Annotated in this window: 15 protein-coding genes and 2 pseudogenes; 10 read left to right on the plus strand and 7 right to left on the minus strand. The window is 68.2% G+C overall.

Translation table 11 applies throughout. From position 1 onward, the window contains the following. Window positions 1-75: 75 nt before the first annotated feature. Window positions 76-1,458 (minus strand): MFS transporter, encoded by a 1,383-nt coding sequence (locus tag C3488_RS20475; RefSeq protein ID WP_103841450.1) that lies wholly within the window; start codon window positions 1,456-1,458, stop codon window positions 76-78. A 379-nt stretch (window positions 1,459-1,837) separates the two neighbouring features. On the opposite strand from C3488_RS20475, the gene C3488_RS42620 reads away from it, so the two are divergent. Then, on the plus strand, window positions 1,838-2,554 hold the full coding sequence (locus C3488_RS42620; RefSeq protein ID WP_107528744.1) for a S8 family serine peptidase: 717 nt from the start codon (window positions 1,838-1,840) through the stop codon (window positions 2,552-2,554). Here the strand turns inward: C3488_RS42620 and C3488_RS42625 are convergent. Further along, window positions 2,520-2,637 (minus strand): annotated as a pseudogene (locus C3488_RS42625) (IS701 family transposase); the annotation flags it as partial. The gene C3488_RS42620 and the pseudogene C3488_RS42625 sit on opposite strands and share 35 nt — an antisense overlap. Before the next feature lie 26 nt (window positions 2,638-2,663). Here C3488_RS42625 and C3488_RS39955 point away from each other — a divergent pair. Next, a complete protein-coding gene (locus C3488_RS39955) occupies window positions 2,664-2,891 on the plus strand; it encodes a transposase (protein WP_258053537.1) in 228 nt (75 codons plus the stop codon). On the opposite strand, the gene C3488_RS20480 is transcribed toward C3488_RS39955, so the two are convergent. Beyond that, window positions 2,875-4,395, minus strand: coding sequence for a multicopper oxidase family protein (locus C3488_RS20480; RefSeq protein ID WP_258053538.1), 1,521 nt, complete (start codon window positions 4,393-4,395; stop codon window positions 2,875-2,877). The two genes, C3488_RS39955 and C3488_RS20480, sit on opposite strands and share 17 nt — an antisense overlap. Window positions 4,396-4,938: 543 nt before the next feature. Here C3488_RS20480 and C3488_RS20485 point away from each other — a divergent pair. The 4 genes and pseudogenes from C3488_RS20485 to C3488_RS40630 all read left to right on the plus strand — a co-directional run bounded on the left by C3488_RS20485 (window position 4,939) and on the right by C3488_RS40630 (window position 6,699). Beyond that, the gene (locus C3488_RS20485; RefSeq protein ID WP_103841452.1) at window positions 4,939-5,406 is read left to right on the plus strand and encodes a DoxX family protein; all 468 of its coding nucleotides are present in this window, start codon (window positions 4,939-4,941) and stop codon (window positions 5,404-5,406) included. 233 nt (window positions 5,407-5,639) lie between these two features. Continuing rightward, on the plus strand, window positions 5,640-5,906 hold the full coding sequence (locus tag C3488_RS41675; protein WP_258053539.1) for a hypothetical protein: 267 nt from the start codon (window positions 5,640-5,642) through the stop codon (window positions 5,904-5,906). A 60-nt stretch (window positions 5,907-5,966) separates the two neighbouring features. Then, window positions 5,967-6,515 (plus strand): annotated as a pseudogene (locus tag C3488_RS20490) (recombinase family protein); the annotation flags it as partial. Window positions 6,516-6,558: 43 nt separating this feature from the next. Further along, window positions 6,559-6,699 (plus strand): hypothetical protein, encoded by a 141-nt coding sequence (locus tag C3488_RS40630; protein ID WP_181139112.1) that lies wholly within the window; start codon window positions 6,559-6,561, stop codon window positions 6,697-6,699. A gap of 737 nt (window positions 6,700-7,436) precedes the next feature. Here C3488_RS40630 and C3488_RS20500 read toward each other — a convergent pair. The 4 genes from C3488_RS20500 to C3488_RS20515 form a co-directional block, all read right to left on the minus strand. After that, window positions 7,437-7,937 (minus strand): hypothetical protein, encoded by a 501-nt coding sequence (locus C3488_RS20500; RefSeq protein ID WP_103841454.1) that lies wholly within the window; start codon window positions 7,935-7,937, stop codon window positions 7,437-7,439. A gap of 298 nt (window positions 7,938-8,235) precedes the next feature. Continuing rightward, window positions 8,236-10,209, minus strand: a complete 1,974-nt coding sequence (locus C3488_RS20505; protein WP_103841457.1) for a primary-amine oxidase — start codon at window positions 10,207-10,209, stop codon at window positions 8,236-8,238. Between the two features lie 67 nt (window positions 10,210-10,276). Further along, window positions 10,277-11,755, minus strand: a complete 1,479-nt coding sequence (locus tag C3488_RS20510; RefSeq protein ID WP_103841459.1) for an APC family permease — start codon at window positions 11,753-11,755, stop codon at window positions 10,277-10,279. A 213-nt stretch (window positions 11,756-11,968) separates the two neighbouring features. Further along, window positions 11,969-12,676: an IclR family transcriptional regulator gene (locus C3488_RS20515; RefSeq protein WP_181139102.1), complete on the minus strand. Its 708-nt coding sequence runs from the start codon at window positions 12,674-12,676 to the stop codon at window positions 11,969-11,971. Between the two features lie 201 nt (window positions 12,677-12,877). Between C3488_RS20515 and C3488_RS20520 the strand changes: the two genes are divergently transcribed. The 4 genes from C3488_RS20520 to C3488_RS20535 all read left to right on the plus strand — a co-directional run bounded on the left by C3488_RS20520 (window position 12,878) and on the right by C3488_RS20535 (window position 17,534). Next, entirely contained in the window at window positions 12,878-14,359 is a 1,482-nt protein-coding gene (locus C3488_RS20520; protein ID WP_103841463.1) for an aldehyde dehydrogenase family protein, read from the plus strand. A 58-nt stretch (window positions 14,360-14,417) separates the two neighbouring features. Further along, a complete protein-coding gene (gene wrbA, locus C3488_RS20525; RefSeq protein ID WP_103841465.1) occupies window positions 14,418-15,041 on the plus strand; it encodes an NAD(P)H:quinone oxidoreductase in 624 nt (207 codons plus the stop codon). Then, window positions 15,028-15,774 (plus strand): DsbA family protein, encoded by a 747-nt coding sequence (locus C3488_RS20530; protein WP_103841467.1) that lies wholly within the window; start codon window positions 15,028-15,030, stop codon window positions 15,772-15,774. Before wrbA ends, C3488_RS20530 begins: the two co-directional genes overlap by 14 nt. 182 nt (window positions 15,775-15,956) lie before the next feature. Further along, entirely contained in the window at window positions 15,957-17,534 is a 1,578-nt protein-coding gene (locus C3488_RS20535; protein ID WP_103841526.1) for an acetolactate synthase large subunit, read from the plus strand. The last annotated feature ends 3 nt before the right edge of the window (window positions 17,535-17,537 follow it).

Consider the following 17,537-nt stretch of genomic DNA (forward strand, 5'->3'; position numbering starts at 1 on the left):
ACTCGGTACGCCGCCGGCAGGATGCGCACCGGCCCCGCACGCGTGAACGCACGGGGCCGGCGGGAAGACGCGGACTCAGACGGTACGAGCGTCCGCGGCCCGCGCCCCCGAGGGTTCGTCGTCCGCGGACTCGACCCGGGCAAGGTCGCGATCGCGTGTCTCCTTGGCGACACCGACGGCGATCAGGGTCAGGACGGCAGCGGCGATCACGTACAGGGCGATCGGCGTCGAACTGCCGTAGTCGGACAGCAGCGCGGTCGCGATGAGCGGGGCCGGGGCGCCGGCCGCCACCGAGGCGAACTGGGCGCCGATGGACGCGCCCGAGTAGCGCATGCGGGTCGCGAACATCTCGGAGAAGAAGGCCGCCTGGGGCGCGTACATCGCCCCGTGCAGCACGAGACCGACGGTCACGGCAATGATCAGATTCCCGAACCCGCCGGTGTCGATGAGCGAGAAGAACGGGAACATCCACAGGCCGACCCCGGCCGCGCCCAGCAGATACACGGGCCGGCGGCCGATCCGGTCCGACAGCGCGCCCCAGGCCGGGATGACCGCGAAGTGCACGGCGGAGCCGATGAGGACCGCGTTGAGGGCCGTCTGCTTGGAGACGCCGGCCGACGTGGTGGCGTAGACGAGGATGAAGGCGGTGATCACGTAGTAGCTGATGTTCTCCGCCATGCGGGCGCCCATCGCGACCAGTATGTCCCGCCAGTGGTGACGCAGCACGGACACCAGCGGCAACTTCTCCGCACCGCCGTCAGAGGCCGCCTTGCGGGCCTCGGCCTGAGCCAACGCCTGCTGGAACACGGGCGATTCATCGACGGAGAGACGAATCCACAAACCGACGATCACCAGTACACCGGACAGGAGGAACGGAATGCGCCAGCCCCAGGAGCCGAACGCGTCGTCCGAGAGCACGGCGGTCAGCAGCGACAGCACACCTGTGGCGAGCAACTGCCCGGCCGGCGCGCCGGTCTGCGGCCAGGAGGCCCAGAAGCCCCGCCGCCGCGCGTCGCCGTGTTCCGACACGAGCAGAACGGCGCCGCCCCACTCGCCGCCGAGCGCGAAGCCCTGCACCAGACGCAGCGTGGTGAGCAGGACGGGCGCCGCGGTGCCGACGGTGGCGTGCGTGGGCAGCAGCCCGATGGCGAAGGTCGCCCCGCCCATCAGCAGCAGGCTCAGCACCAGCAGCTTCTTGCGCCCGAGCCGGTCGCCGTAGTGCCCGAACACCAGGGCCCCGAGCGGCCGGGCGGCGAACCCGACCGCGTAGGTCAGGAACGACAGAAGCGTGCCGACCAGCGGGTCGGAGCCGGGGAAGAAGAGCTTGTTGAAGACGAGCGCGGCGGCGGACCCGTAGAGGAAGAAGTCGTACCACTCGATGGTGGTGCCGATGAGGCTGGCGGCGACGATGCGACGGAGGTTCGCGGGGGGTGGGGGAGCGGTGGTTCCGGAGGCCATGTGCGCCACTTCCTCGTGTGCGGTGGGGACGGGTACGTGTCGGCATACCGTAGAAACACGCAGGTCAGGCGCACATGTGGTGGGCCAACATAGTTCGGGGCGCGGCTATGCGTCGGACCACCATGCCCGCTCGTGGACGGGCGGCCGAGAGGGTTGGAGAGGGGAGGAAATTAGTGCCGTCCGGGAAGCGTAGTTGGGGGGTGATTTGGTGGTGGCGTGCTGACTCCCGTGCTGGTTTGGTGCTGACTGAAATCCCACGTCATCACCCGTCTTCGTCGCTCCCGTGCTGACTTGGTGCTGACTACGCTCCGTAGAACTCGGGCATCGGGGGGCGGATCGGGCCCAGGGCTGCGCTGCGTGAGGGCAAGCCCAGACAGACATGAGTCTCGGCCGCCGTGACGGCGGTGATCGGCACAGCGTGACACCCGTGCAAGCATTTCTGCTGTGGCCGAATCGTCCGAGAAGCATCGAGGGCATCCTGGACACAGGCATAGCCCAGGAACATTCACTACTCAAGCCCGCACTGCACGAGCGGGCCTACAGCGTGCTGCCAGGCAGTACACCAGCGGACCGCAGCGGACACGGCACGCAGATGGCCGGGCTCGCCCTGTTCGGGGACTTCACTGCGGCCCTTGAGTCGAAAGGCCCAGTAGTCCTCAGCCACGGTCTGGAGTCCGTGAAGATCCTTGACGACAGCTACGCGCCGGCAAAGTCACCGCGGACCTGCGCAGAGACGACCACTCACGCTGTAGCGACCGCCGAAATCGGCAATGATGGTGTGCCGTCCGCCCGGGTCTTCTCGACGGCCGTCACCCGACAGTCCGGGGAAGGCGAGAACGGGGTCGATGGCACAGCAACCCTGTGGTCGGCCACCCTGGATGCTCTGGCGGCGGGCACGGACGTGACCGCGCGAGACCACCGCATCGATGTGATCGGCGCACCGGATCCGGAGGCGTCGCGGCTGATCATCGTCAGCGCGGGCAACGTCCGCGGTGCCTGTTCCCCATCAGATGCGTACCGAGGAAGGCACGCTGGATCCCCTGCTGCTCTCCGACCTGTCGCCAGTGCCGGCGGTCCTCGCGGTGCCAGGGCCTGACCTCGACGCGGGCCCAGTCGAAGATGCGCCGGCCGTGCGCCCGCGTCGCAAGAACGGCGCTTCCACTTCTGCGCTGCGCTACCTCTCGGATGCGCCACTGCGCCGGCGGGTGACGGCGGCAACCAACAAGGTGGAGTCGTTCAACCGGTTCTCCCAGTGGATCGGCTTCGGCAACCGCGGCGCCATCACGCCGTCGGCCTCGACCAGGCCGCCTGACGGTGACGTGCCTTCAGCGACGCAGGATGCTGACGCCTCCCTGCCCAGGATCGGGGTGTCCTCGCATCCTGAGCCTCCGGCGCCCGCCGGCGCCGGAGGGTTGGTCATCCAGCAGCGATGACGTTCAGGTAGCCCATCATTCCGGTGTCCTCGTGTCCGGTGATGTGGCAGTGGAAGAACCATTTCCCGGTGAAGTCGGTGAAGCGGATCCGGATCACCACTTTTCCGGGCTTTCCGTTGACTGCGTGGGGGACGCTCACGACGTCCATGTAGTCGGCACGGGGCTGGGCGACGCCGTTCACGCTGAGGACCTGGAACGGCGCGACGTGGAGATGGAACGGATGATTCTGGTGAGCCTTGTTCGTGAGCGTCCATTCTTCGACCGTTCCGAGGGTGGCCGGTTCCGCGAAAGTCGGCTTCGTGTGGTCGAACAGCTTGCCGTTGATCCAGAAGTGGTTGCCGGCGTCGTCGTTCAGGACGATGCTTCGGGATCGGGCGATGGGTTCTTTGGACAGATCGGGGTGGGATCCGGGAAGCGGCCCGGCGATCTGGGGCGAGGTGGCCATGCCGGCCCGTCCTGCGGTGGCAGCCGGCCCCGCATTCCCGCTGTCCTTCTGGACGTTGACCTTCATGAGGGGGGTGTCGGGGTATTCGTCGCCGGCACCGTTGAAGGGGTCGGGCCCGGTCTTGTGGGCGAGGGTTCTGAGCCAGGTCGATCCGGTGGCTCCAGCGGTCACCAGAACGTCGAAGCGTCTGCCGGGCGGCATCAGAAGGTGTTTGGCCCGGGCCGGCGCCGCGGCGGGAATCCCGTCCTGGTTGACCACGGTGAAGGTGCCGCCGTCGAGCTGGAGGTCGTAGGCGATGGCGTAGTCTTCGTTGGCGATGCGCCACAACTGGGTTTCCCCGGCCTTCATGGTCAGCGTGGGCTGGTATTGGCCGTTGACCAGCCGGACCGTCGGCTCTGCGGGCTCGAGGACCCCGTCGGGGTAGACGATCGAGCTGGATGAGCTGATCTGGGTGTCCTTGAGCGCCAAGGTGTGAGCGGTGATCCCGCGGTAGGCCGGTGGCAGAGTTTCGCGGCTGTCCCCGACGATGATGGTTCCCGACAGCCCCGCCCCGATCTGGCTCTCAGTTCCATTGCAGCGAACGTTCGCGGGTGCGGGGCTCTTCGCGGGTGCGGGGCTCATCGTCATCCCCGGCATCGGACGGCCGTTCCCGTCGCACATCTCGTGGTCGTGGTACCAGTACGTTCCGGGTTCCTGGTTGGCGGGAATGTCGAGGTGGTAGGTCTGAATCTGCCCCGGCTTAACGGACAGGTCGATGTTGTCCGCGCTTCCCTCCGGGGACAGGTGCATCCCGTGGTAGTGCAGGTTGGTTGACGTGCCGAGATGATTGGCCAGTTTCAAGGTGACGCGCTGGCCTGGAACCACATGGAGGGTCGGCCCGACGAGACTTCCGTTGTAGGTCTCCGCGAGGACCTTCTTGCCCGAGATCATCACCTCTTGCTGAACCGCCGTCAGCTGGACGTTGAGATCCTTCGGGGTCGCCCGGTTTAGGTCGGGCGGTTCCACCAGCGCAGCGCCGGGAATCATGCCGGCCGCCTGCTCTTTGGTCGTCCGCAGCAACTCTCCCTTGGGCGGCGCGGGCGGCAGTCCGGTAAACGCCGGATCTGGCGCTCCGGTAGCCGCCGAGTGCGAGTGTGAGTGCGGCTCTGCGCTCTGGCAGCCTGCGAGGCAGACGGACAAGAGAGCGGCCCCGACAGCGACTGCTCTGAGGCGGGTGACGCGCGATCGAGGCGCGGTCGAACGTGCGGACAAAGGCTTTCCTCACTCGGCGGCGGAGCAGATGCGCTCCTCCTGAACGGGAAGAACATTGAGACCCCGAATCGGGCGCCTGGCCTTCGTGGCGTTGGCCCTTCCTGACCGTGGCCTTCCCAGGGGTTCTTTTGGGGAGTCCCCGGGGCTTGGAAGAAGGGCTGTAGGGCCCCTCATGGCGTGGTCGTCCTGGAGTCGGATTCAAGACTCGGACAGGAGACGGTGGAAAGGGATCCGACACCTGGCCGGAACCACCCCGCCGATCGGCGGGGATGAAGCGGAAGATCGGCGGATGTCCCGCCGCCCCGTCACGCATCGAAGCTGGAGTTGCACGAAGCGAAAGGAGCGACGGTCATGCAGGTCGGATTGCTGGGGTTGCGGGTGTTCTTCGGGCTGGTTCTGGCCTCGCATGGGGCGCAGAAGCTGTTCGGGTGGTTCGGGGGCGACGGGGTTGAGGGGACCGCCGCGGCGTTCGAAACGATGGGGTTTCAGCCGGGGAGGCCCTTTGCGGTGATCGCGGGGCTGACTGAAATGGGTGGCGGGCTGCTGCTGGCCGCTGGTCTGGCGTTCCCGCTGGCCACGGCCATGGTCATCGGGGTGATGATCAATGCGGTCAACGCCTCGTGGGGGTCCGGGTTCTACGAGGGGACCGAGACGCCGATGCTCTTCGCGGCCGTCGCCGTGGCGCTCGCCTTCACCGGGCCGGGGCGCTACGCACTGGACGCTGGACGTCCCTGGCAGCGCACCGGCACACGGTGGGCGCTCGGGTCGGTCGGGCTCGGTGTGGTGACAGCCTTGCCGACCCTGCTGATCAAGGGCTAGATCTTGGCCCCGGCCAGGTGGACCAGGGCGACAAGCACGATCACCGACGGCAGGTCGTCGACAGCGATCTTCGACCGAATCTCCACTGCTTCTGGCTCAGACCACCGCCACGGACTGTTTCATAGGTCCTCGCTCGTGAAACACCCGGCCGCCCGGCGGTCCACCTGCGGCGACCATGTTTCATGAGTCGTTGCAAGCGACTGGACGTCTGAAACACCCTCATAAAACAGTCTGTGCTTGGGAGCGACGACTTCAAGCGCGTGGAATCGCACGACTGCCCGATGTCCACCTGCGCCGCCCCATCGGGCTCCCCGTGCCGGACCGGCAAGAACAAGGTGGCCATCAAGTACCACACCGCCCGCTTCCGCCTCGTGCCCCAACTCGCCAAGGCCCTCAGCGTCCCGACCCCCGCCGTACGCAAGCCGGGCTCGGCGTGGACCGAACTGCCCCGGCCCGTGAGCGCCGGCGCCGAACCGGTCGGACACGTCCGCCTCGGCTAAGCCCGAGCCTCGACCACCCGTCAGTCCCTCGATGCACAACTCGACTCCCTCGCCGAAGCCGGGGTCACCCGGGTCTTCGCGGAGAAGATCTCCACCCGCGCCACCAAGCGCCCCGAGTTGGAGGCCGCTGTGAAGCTCGCCGGGGAGATCCGCTCCTCCGGCATCGCCGTCACCCTCGTCGTGCACGAGCACGAGCACAAGCGCCTCGGCCGCGGCATCGAACTCGCCATGCTCGCCGAGGAACTGAAAGCGAGCGACGTCGGCCTGGAGTTCCTCACCGGAGAGCTGAAGGGCTCGCACGACCCGTCCGGCATCGTGTTCACCGTGCTCGCGGCCATGTCCGGCATGGAGCGCGAGTACATCCGCGACCGCACCCTGGAAGGCCACGAGTCCGCCCGCAAGCGCGGCAAGACCATCGGCGGCGCCGGGGTCACCGACGACGACATGTTGTCCATGGCCCTCCACATACGCGACCAGGAGATGAGCCTGCGCGACATCGCCAAGCGCCTCGTCATCACCACCGGCGCCAAGAAAGGGGCACCACCCCTCGCCCGCCACCGTTATGCGGATGCTGCGCGAACACGACGAGCAGACGACCTAAGCTCTTAAGATCATCCCGTTGCCCCTTTGACGCGTATCTTGGTCACATCCCATGAAGGGACCCGGCGTGCTCGGCGCCACCCCGGAGCAGCCCATCGGGCCGTTCGGTCCCTGGCCCAACGCCGGCAACGAGGACGAGAACGACGAGGACCAGGGTGAGCCCGACCAGGACGGACCTCAGCTGGGCGCGTGATGCTGGGGGCATGGGCCGCATCCGCTTCTGCGCCTCCTGCGGAGTCCGATTGCCGAGGAACGCTTCGCCGCGTCGCCGGTACTGCGACGACGTGTGCCGGGCCCAGGGATACCGGGCACGCAAGACCTTCGACCGGATCATGGGGCTTGCGCTGATGCTCGCCGAGGCCGAATGGAACGACGACACGGGCGTTATCCGATTGCTGACCTGCCCGGAGTGCGGGCGGATCACCTTCGCTGGCGGCGGGCGGCGCCGGGACGCCATGTACTGCTCCGGTCGCTGCACACAACCCGCCGGTCATCGAGCCGACGACGTACCGGAAGCGCCGCTCAATCACCGGCAACAGCGGCTCGATACGCTCCCACAGCCCATCGTCAACCTCCCACGGCTTGCGCCCACCACGAGTATCGGTCGCAACCACCCCCTCCAGGTCGCATCAACACGAACTGACGCACCGTCATTCCTGAGCCCAAGGGACGTCATTCTGATTCCAGTCCTTAGACTGGGACAGGGCCACCGCGCACCTCCCGGGTTGAACTAGCCGTTCACCAAGGAGAGTTGCAGGTGGCCTGCCTGCTGGGCAGGGAGCGAATCCCCAACAGCACACGCCCGCGGGCGTACGCCCTAGCCGTGATCGGCTACACCACCAAGCGGGACGCCACCCGGGCCTGCCCGTAGACAAGGAGTGTCAAGAAATCGGGTGACCGCAGCCAGGCGGTGCCGGTCGCGATTCCGTGTCATACGAACATGGCCACCATACTGATGATCATGATTGCTGTGCCCGATTCCCGGTAAACCCGAGCCAGGGGGGCGGACGGCGTGGCCTTGGGAGCCGTCGGAACCAAGGGACGATCCGACAGCTGCCGGAACATGATCTCGGCCGCTCGGGCGGTCACCCAGACAACGACGGTCAGGATGGCCGGTCCAGCTGCCATGCCGGCGGGCATGTGCGTGGGGGAAACACCGGCGTGGCCCGCCATCAGCGCCATGAGCAGTGCCATCGCGGCCAGGTCGATCACCTCGGTGCGGACCCGCCGATCGAGGCACGCCCGAATGGCGCTCCACAGACCGGCGGCTACGACGGCCCAGACCCCTGAAGATGCCCGGTGACCTGTCATGAGCGCCATCCCGGCCAGTGCGAGCAGTTGCGGTCCCCAGCGATGCACCGGCCCGGGCAAGTGACCGATGAGGCAGAGAAGAGCCCCTGCCAGGCCAACCGTCAGCAATGTCTCACTCATGGTCGTCGTGGCCGTGGAAGCCGTGCGAGGCGGGTGGCGTTCGAGGGAACGCCGAGCGTCGGGATGTGCGGTCGAAGTAGCCGACCGGTTTCCGACCAGCGCGGGCGGGGCTGGTGACGGCCGGGTCGAAGAGGTTTCCGGATCCGGTGGGCACCGGCACGGGCGCCGGGGGCATCCAGGCACCAGTACTCGGTCACCCTGAGCTGGGACATCACGGACGACGACCTGCCCGTCCACTGTGAAAAGCGGCCGGCCGGGCAGGTCGTCTGAAACTCGCCTTCAATGCACATCGTTCCGCTCAGTGGCACGGAGGTCGAACGTCATCGGGCCCGATAGTGCCAGCCTCATGGTTCGTGGCGCAGTGCGCGGTGCCGTGGCCGGCGGGCGGGGGGACGTCCAGTGAGGGGTTCCGGTCGAAGAACCCTGCCGGCTTCAGAGAGAATCCGACGTAGTCGCACGGCATGATCGGCCAGTCCTCGGGCCGTGGCAGGTGCGAGGTGCCGAAGGTGTGCCACAGCACGACGTCGGTGTTCAGCAGATCGCGTTCCTGCTTGACCCATTCGCCGATGCCGTCGCCGGGATGCTGGTTGGGGTAGTCACCGGCCGCGTGCAGTTCGGTGGGTGAGTAGCGGGTGACCCACAGATGCGTGCGGGCGAACTCCGCTCGCCGGGCGAGATCGCTGTCCGGGGCCGCCAGCAAGGTCGGGCCGACGAAGGGTACGAGCTTGTAGGCGACCGGTTCGCCGTGGCGGTTGAGCACGCCGGGGTTGATGACCTTCCAGGTGCGTGAGGTGAGCGGGTCGCACATCCGGCGGCTGTCGCGTTCGTTGGCGATGGGGGTCTTGCGCGCCACGATGGCGTTGCCGTACGGATTGTCCGGTCCGATCGGCATGCCCACCGCGTCGACTTCCACGACGGTGTTGTCGGGGCCGTCGACTTCCAGGTCCAGCCGCATGTTGAACAGGTGCTGGTGGTTGGGGGCGTCCAGTTGAGGGGCCACCAGGGCTCCGAACTGCGGGGTGGCGCCCGGTGCGACCGCCCGGGTCTGGACGATGCCGGTGAGTTTCGCCTCGAACTGGATGGTGCCGTCGAGATAGAAGTACCAGAAGAAGCCGTATTCGTAGTTGCCGATGGTGTGGATCGCCGACACGACGAAGCGGCGTGAGCGGCGGACCTCGGCCTGGTCGGCATAGCGGAAGTTCCAGTGCTTCCAGAGGATTCCGTAGTCCTCCTCGTGCAGGCAGATCGCGTTCGTCACGGTGTGCGGAACGCCCGATTCGTCGGCCAGCACGGCGTCCATGTAGCGGATCTCGCCGAGGCAGTCGCAGCCCAGTGACAGGGATCCGACGGTCTTTCCGAGGTTGTACTCGCCGGCGTCGAAGACGTTGCGGAAGTAGAAGTCGTCGCTGGTGTCGCCGTAGGGCACGACCATCTCGCTGATGCTCGCCCGGTGCAGGACCGAGCGCCGACGGTCCCCGTCGAGGTAGGAGACATCGCTGATGACGAGTCCTTCGACGGTGTCGATATGCGCGTGCAGCCGCCACCGCTGCCACTCGATGACGTGTCCGTCCAGCGTGAACGACGGGCCGTCGGGCTGGGTGATCTCCAGCGGGCGCAGATCGGTTCGGAGCGGGCCGACGCTGTCGACGTCGTAGTTTCCGCTCTCCGGGGGGACGGGAATCGGGTCGCCCTCGATGATCGCGGCCACGGACTGCTCGTTGCAGTCGATGACGAACACGAGGTTGCCGACCGGCCGGGCGTAGCCGTTGTCCTCCGGGAACGTCCGCACATATGCGCTGGCCCGGATGATGCGCCGGCGCGCGTCGATGCCGTCGATGGGGAGCGTTCCCGTAGACCAGGGATCGATCTGCAACAGGTCCAGGTCGTGGACTCCGTGCCGCTCGAGAGCGGCCACGGCCCGGGGATCCTTCTTCACGAGGTCGTCCAGGGCCATGATCTCCTCGATCATGATGGCCGGCTGGATGCCGGGAAGATGGGTCCAGGACGTGAGGGTCCCGGTGGTGAGGTCGACACGCGCCTCGTAGGTGGCGGTGTCGGCGCGGTCGTAGACGACGAGGAACGCCGACCGGGGGAGCGGGGCGTGCGGATCGTGGTCGCGCACCGACTGCTTTTCGGGATAGTCGAGGCGCACGAGGGGGAAGCGCGGGGCCGTCAGCTGCGGCTTGCCGGCCCGAACGGCTGCGACGGCCGCCTCGATCTCCGGGGCGGACAACGGGTCGTACGGGTGGGCCGGGGTGGACTGCTGCGTCATGCTGGTCGTCTTCCAATCGACGGTTCTTCGGACTGCCGGGCCGAGCGTCAAGGCCTTGGCCGTTCGGCTATCCCTTCTCGCTGGTGAGCGGAGCGGGATCGGCGACCGGGAACTCGATGCCCGGGCGCCCTTGGCGGCGGAGGGCGAAAAAGGCCCAGATGACGCCGAGAACGAGCCAGATGCCCAGCGCCGGCGCGACGGTGTCGAGCGGACTGGTCGCCTTGTAGATCGCGCCGAACACGGCTCCGGTGGCGACGAGGATCCCGGCGGCGGCGGCGATCACCAGCTTCACGCGGTTGACCTCGTGCCACAGCCCCTTGGCGCCGGCGGCGCTGACGACCAGATACATCAGCGCCAGGCCTGTGCCCCCGAAGCCTGCCATCCAGCCGAACATCGGTGACCATTCGGGCTGCAGAACACCCGGTTGCCCGGTGGCGAGGGAGAAGATTCCGTGGTTGACCCGGACCAGGACGATGGAGATGACCGACACCACGCCGAGCAGGGCGGCCCCGCCCACGGGGGTGAGGAAGCGGGGATGCACCGTGGCGAGCGGAGCGGGCAGCCGGCCGGCGCGCGCCATGGCGAGCATGCCGCGGGTGGCTGCGACCCCGACTCCGATCGCGACGGCCAGGATGTCGAGGATGATCAGGACGGCGACGACGTCGCCGAACGTGGACGAGCCGAAGGCGCTGCCCGAGGCGAGTGTCTGCAGCGGGAAGACGCTGTTCTTCCACGCCGTTCCGTCGAGCCCGAAGCCGATGTCCTGGGCGTAGGCGGTGATGACGAAGTACACCCCCACGATGGTGAGTGACATGAGCACCGCCTTGGGGACATGCCGTTTCGGGTCGTCGGTCTCCTCGGCGAGGTTGGCGGCCGACTCGAAGCCGATGAACATGTTGATGCCGTAGAGCACGCCGTAGAGGAGGTCCAGGCCGCTGATGGAGAGCGGGTTGAACGGCTTGGCCGACAGGCTGTGCCCGCCGAGGCCTCCCCGGAAGATGATGTAGAGCGAGAAGCCCAGCACGACCGCGGAGGAGATCAGCACCAGCGCCAGCTGTGCATTGACCGAGACCTGGACGCCGATGACGACGATGACCAGCACCACGGCGAGGTAGACCAGCGCGAGCGGCCACCAGGGCACGTCGATCGAGAAGGCGGTCTGCAGGAACGACTGGGTGAGACCGCCCAGCACCAAGAAGGTCGCGGCACCGAGGATCAGCATGGCGCCGTAGTACACCCAGCCGGCCACGATGCCCACACGTGGTCCGGCGCCGTCGCAGACGTACTCGTACAGCGAGCCGCACAGGTGGATCCGCTTGGCGTACTGCGCGATGATCCAGCCGGCGCCGAATATCCCCACGCCCGCGACGATGATCGCCAGCGGCGTGGCGACGCCCGCACCGCGGCCGGTGGCCGACAGTCCGACGATCAGCGGCAGCAGCGCCGCGACCGAGAAGACCGGCCCCATGAAACCCACCGATTGAGCCAGGACGCCGGTCATGGAGAGTTTGGCGCGTCCGAGCGACTGACTGTCTGGAGAAGCCATCTGTCCGCTCCCTATGAAGGGGCCTTGGAACGCTGTACGATTTTCGTACACGCTGTTCGCTATTGGGCAGATGGTGGTGTCATGGAGTCCGCATGTCAACCATTTGGCTTGTTAACTCTGGATGCAGGGCCATGGGGCGGACGCCTGCCGGGTACGTCGAATCCGGGCATGCCGATGAGCCGCTCGGGGCGGCTGAGGTCATCGGTGATGGGTCTAGTGACCGTTGGACATGTCGAATCCGGGTGTGCCGGTGAGCCGTTGAGCAGCTTGGGCGGCCGCGCTCGTCACCAGGTCGGCGACGGCGGGGTCGGGCGCGTTGGCCCCGATCCGGACGATGCCGAGGCTGGCGGTCGGCCAGTCCGAGACGCGTATTGGGGCCGCCACGCCGATGGCGCCCTCCTGAATGGCGCCGACGCTGATGGCGTAGCCCTGTCGGCGGGCGCGCAGGACGTCTTCCGTGTCGGAAGAGCTCGGTGGCCGGCCGGCCAGGATCGCTACACCGTCCGCGCCCACGGTGAGCGGGTGCCGCGCACCCTCCCGCATCGCCAGGTGCATGGTGCTGTCGGGGGGCTCTGCGGTGAGCAGGACCAGGGCCTGGTCGCCGTCGGCGACGGTGAGGATCGCGGTGCTGTTGGTGCGTTGGCTCAGCTGTTGCAGGATCGGCAGCGCGACGCTCTGGAGCCTGGGCCGTAGCCGACTGGCCAGTTCGGCGAGGCCGAATCCCAGGACGTAGCGGGTGTCGAGGCGAGTGACGAGGTTGTGGGCCTCAAGGGTGCGCAGCAGGCGATAGACGATCGCGCGCGCGGCCCCGATGTGTCCGGCGAGCTCGGCGGCGGTGAGGCCGTCACTGTGCCTGGCCAGCAGTGCCAGCACCGTCAGCCCGCGGTCAAGCGTCTGCGATGTCTCGCCGCCCGAACTCACTCGTGCCGCCTTCCCCTTGGGCTGATCCAGATGTGCCGGCTCATGCTGTCACGTTTTTCGCATGCTCATGGCCGGGTCGAATTCGACACGATCCCGGCGATCCTGCACGGGCCCGGCGTCGCTGCCCAGTATCACGAGCATTGACTGCTCGCACCAACCCACGTACCGTCCGACTATCGTCCAGTAGAACGGTAATCGTACATGTCGAAGCGTGCAGAGGCGGAAGAGCTGGCCAGTACGGTGCCCTCGGTTCCGTATGTGGCGGGAACATGGGATACGTCCGGGAGGGCCGCGGCCTTCGAAGTGGTCGACCCGGTCACCGAACGGGTTCTGGCGTCGGTCACCGAGGCCGACGCCGAGACCGTCGACCTCGCGGTGTCCGCCGGGCACTCCGCACTGGACGACGGTGAGTGGGGCCGACTGGACGGCGCTGCGCGCGGTGTGCTGCTGGGCCGGCTGGCGGACCTGCTCGATTCGCGCACGGAGGACTTCGCGAACCTGGAGTCGCTCGAAGTCGGCAAGCCCGGTATCGAGCCTCGCGTGATCGACCTGCCGCAGGCCGTGCAGACCTTCCGGCACTACGCCGGGTGGGCGGACAAGATCGAGGGGCGCACGATCCCGACTCCGGGATACATGGGCCGCCAGACCTTGAGCTACACGGTCCGCCAGCCGATCGGCGTCGTCGCGGCCATCACGCCGTGGAACTCACCCACGATGATCGGGTCCTGGAAGGTCGCGCCCGCCCTGGCCGCCGGCTGCGCCGTCGTTCTGAAGCCGCCGGAGGACGCGCCCCTGACGTCGTTGCTGCTCGCGCAGCTCATCGACGAGGCCGGGTTCCCGCCGGGCGCGTTCAGTGTTCTTCCCGGCAGGGGCGCGACAACGGGCAACCTGCTGATCGAACACCCCGGAGTGAACAAGATCTCTTTCACCGGCAGCCCGGAAACCGGGCACATCGTCGCGCTCGCGGCGGCCAAGGGCTTTCGCCCCACGACGCTGGAGCTCGGCGGCAAGAGCCCGCAGATCGTCTTCGCCGACGCCGACCTCGACGCGGCCGCCGACGGCGTGGCCGTCGGGATCTTCGCCAATCAGGGCCAGGTCTGCGCGGCCGGCAGCCGCATCCTGGTCGCACGCTCGGTGTACGGCGAGTTCGTCGAGAGGCTCGTCGCCCGAGCGGAGGCCGCCGTGCTGGGCGATCCGTTCGATCAGGGCACCACGATGGGCGCGCTGATCAACGCCAGGCAACGCGAGCGGGTCGCCCGCTACATTCAGATCGGCCGGGACGAGGGCGCCCGACTCGTCGCCGGCGGCGGGCGACCGGACCGCAGCGGCTACTTCATCGAGCCGACCCTGTTCGCGGACGCGTCCAACGACATGACCATCGCCCGGGAAGAGATCTTCGGACCCGTCGGCACCATCATGTCCTTCGACACGGACGACGAAGCCGTAGCCCTCGCCAACGACAGCAACTTCGCTCTCGCCGCGACGCTGTGGACCTCCGATCTCAGTCGCGCGCACGCGGTGGCACGGCGCGTCCAGGCCGGCGCCGTCGCGATCAACGGCTGGTCACCCCTGGACCCCCGGCTTCCGTGGGGCGGATCGAAACTCAGCGGCCACGGTCGCGAACTCGGCCGCGCGGGGATCGAGGCCAACACCGAAGAGAAGACCGTGACGGTCGTCCTGTGAAACCCATCGCCCGGGCTGCCTCGCAGCCGCACCGCGACATCCTGAAAGGCATGCAGTCATGACCGCTCGCATACTCGTCGCCTACTACAGCGCGACCGGCTCGGTCCATCGCCTCGCCGAGGCCGTCCGGGACGGCGCCACCGCAGCGGGTGCCGAAGTCCGCCTGCGCCGCGTCGCCGAGCTCGCCCCGGAGGAGGCCATCGAGTCCAACCCCGCCTGGGCCCAGCATCGACGCGACACGCACGATGCCGTCGAAGTGGCCACGCTGGAGGACCTGGAGTGGGCGGACGGATACGCCTTCGGCACCCCCACCCGCTACGGCGCCCCGGCCGCCCAGCTCAAGCAGTTCCTCGACACGGCCGGCGGCCTGTGGCAGGACGGCAAGCTCGCCGACAAACCCGTCACGGCGTTCGTGTCCTCGGCCGAGCGCAACGGCGGCCAGGAGTCGACCATCCTGTCGCTGAACAACGTCTTCTACCACTGGGGCAGCATCATCGTCCCGCTGGGATACACCGACGACGTCGTGTTCGCGGCCGGCGGCAACCCGTACGGCACCTCATGGCCCGCGGGCTTCCCGTCCACGATGCCCGACGACGTGACCCTGGAATGCGCCCGGTTCCAAGGCACGCGCCTCGCCCGGTTCGCGGTCGCCCTCGCAGCAGCTCGCCATGTCGCCGCTTAACAGCCCGTCCGATGCCGCCCTACAGGTGGAGATCTGGTCGGATCTGCACTGCCCTTGGGCGCTGGTCGCGCTCCACCGCCTGCGGACGGCCCGTCAGGAACACGGCCTCGACGTCGTTTTCGTACCCCGGGCCTGGCCACTTGAATGGGTGAACAGCCGCGGCACTCCGCGCGAGATCGTCACCACTGAGACCGCCGCGCTCGCGAGCCACGAACCCGACCTGTTCACCGCCTATCGCGGCGAATCCTGGCCGTCGACCTTTCTCCCCGCGTTCGAACTCGTCGCCGCCGCCCGCCGTCTCCACGGCGTCGTGGCCGCGGAGGAGGTCGACTACGCGCTGCGCCTGGCGTTCTTCCGGAACAGCGTGGACGTCAGCATCGCCGCCGGGCTTTATTGGGCACTGGAGCTGGCAGCGGGCGCCACAGCACTGGATCCCGAAGCGGTCATGGAGCTGTGGAGGGAATCCAACGTGCGGTCGGACGTCGCCGCCGACTACCGCGAGAGCGGGCGGGTCGCGATCCAGGGAAGCCCTCAGATCATGTGGCCGGACGGGTCGAGCGATCACAACCCGGGGATGACCGATCACCAGTGGCACGGTGGGCTCGTCAGGATCATGAGCACCGACCGTCGTGCGCCCGAGCGGCGCCTGCTGGAGGTCTTCCGCGCCGTCGGGGACACCGACTCGCCGCGGGATGCGACCGAGGCCACGAGAACGCCGGACGCCGGCGTCTGACATTCGCTCCTTCGTTCCTTCGTTCCCTCGCTCGTCCGCCGGTCCGCACGTCCACTTGTCCTGCCCCGTCCACCCCTTTCCGGCTCCGGATCGACCGCGTACCAAGCCCGCTGCGCCTGAGCCGGCGGACTCGGCCGAATCACGAGAGGCACTGCCGTCCTATGACTGATCCGATCACCGACATGACCACGCATCGGGGCGGGGACAAGACCGGCGCACACGTACTGGTCGAGACCGCCGCCGCCGAGGGTGTCGAGGTCTGCTTCGCCAACCCCGGTACCACGGAGATGCCGTTGGTGACGGCGCTCGACGCGGTATCCGCCGTACGTCCTGTGCTCGGTCTGTTCGAGGGCGTGTGCACCGGCGCGGCCGACGGGTACGCGCGTATCACCGGAAAGCCGGCCATGACCCTGCTGCACCTGGGCCCCGGTTTCGCCAACGGCGCGGCCAACCTGCACAACGCCCGCCGGGCCCACTCCGCGATCCTCAACGTCGTCGGCGATCACGCCAGTTGGCACCTTGCCTACGACGCGCCCCTCACCAGTGACATCGTCTCCCTGGCCCGCCCGGTGTCCGGGTGGGTCGGCACGGTCGTCTCGGCGGATGACATGGATCACGCCACCGCCGAGGCCCTCGCAGCGGCCCGGACCCCTCCCGGTTGCGGCGCCACGCTGATCGTTCCGGTGGACTTCCAGCAGCAGGTCGTCACCGAAACGCCGGCCGACACCTCGCCGCGAACGGCGCCAGCGCCGGCACATGTCGAGGCCGACGTGGTGGAGAGGCTGGCCAAGCGCCTGCGCGGCGGTTCACGAGCCGTGCTCCTGCTCGGTGCGGGAGCTCTCACGGAACACGGACAGCGCGCCGCGGAGCGCATCTCCGCCGTGACCGGGGCCACGCTCTACAGCGAGACGTTCCCCGCGACCGCCGAACGCGGCGGCGGCCTGCCAGACCTGGACCGACTGCCGTACTTCCCCGAAGCGGCGATCAAGGCTCTGGCCGGTGCGGGGACGGTCATCCTGGCCGGCGCCCTGGAACCCGTCTCCTACTTCGGCTACGAGGGGATTCCCAGCCTGCTGGCCCCGCCCGGATCGGTGGAGGTGCTCGCGGCGCCGGGCGACAACGCCGTACAGGCGCTGGAGGACTTGGCGGACGCGCTCGGAGCGCCCGTGGTCACCCCGGGCCGGGCTGCCACGCCGGACGGCGCTCATCTGCCAACGGGCTCGCTGACCCCCGGGACGATCGGTCGGATCGTCTCCGCTCTGCTGCCCGAGCAGGCCATCGTCTCCGTCGAGGGCGGCACCTGCGGCTACCCCTTCTTCACGGCTTCGGTGAACGCTCTGCGCCACACCACACTGACCAACACCGGAGGGGCGATCGGCCAAGGACTGCCCGCCGCACTCGGCGCGGCGATCGCCGCACCCGAGCGTCAGGTCATCGCACTGCAGTCCGACGGCAGTGCCCAGTACACCATCCAGGCGCTGTGGACCATGGCCCGAGAGCAGGCGTCCGTCGTCACCCTGATCGCTTCGAACCGCAAGTACAACATCCTGCAGACCGAGCTGACCCGCCATGGCGCGAGCGTCGCCGGTCCCGCATCCACCGCTCTGACCAGCCTGGATGACCCGGCACTGGACTGGATGGGGCTTGCCCGGGGCTACGGCGTCCCGGCCGCACGGGCCGAGACGGGCGACGAACTGGCCCGCGCGCTGCGGCGGGCACTGGCCGACGGCGGCCCCCAGCTCATCGAGATGGTCCTGTGAGAG

The sequence above is a fragment of the Streptomyces sp. Ru72 genome (genome assembly GCF_002920635.1).
In the GTDB taxonomy this organism is placed as follows: domain Bacteria; phylum Actinomycetota; class Actinomycetes; order Streptomycetales; family Streptomycetaceae; genus Streptomyces.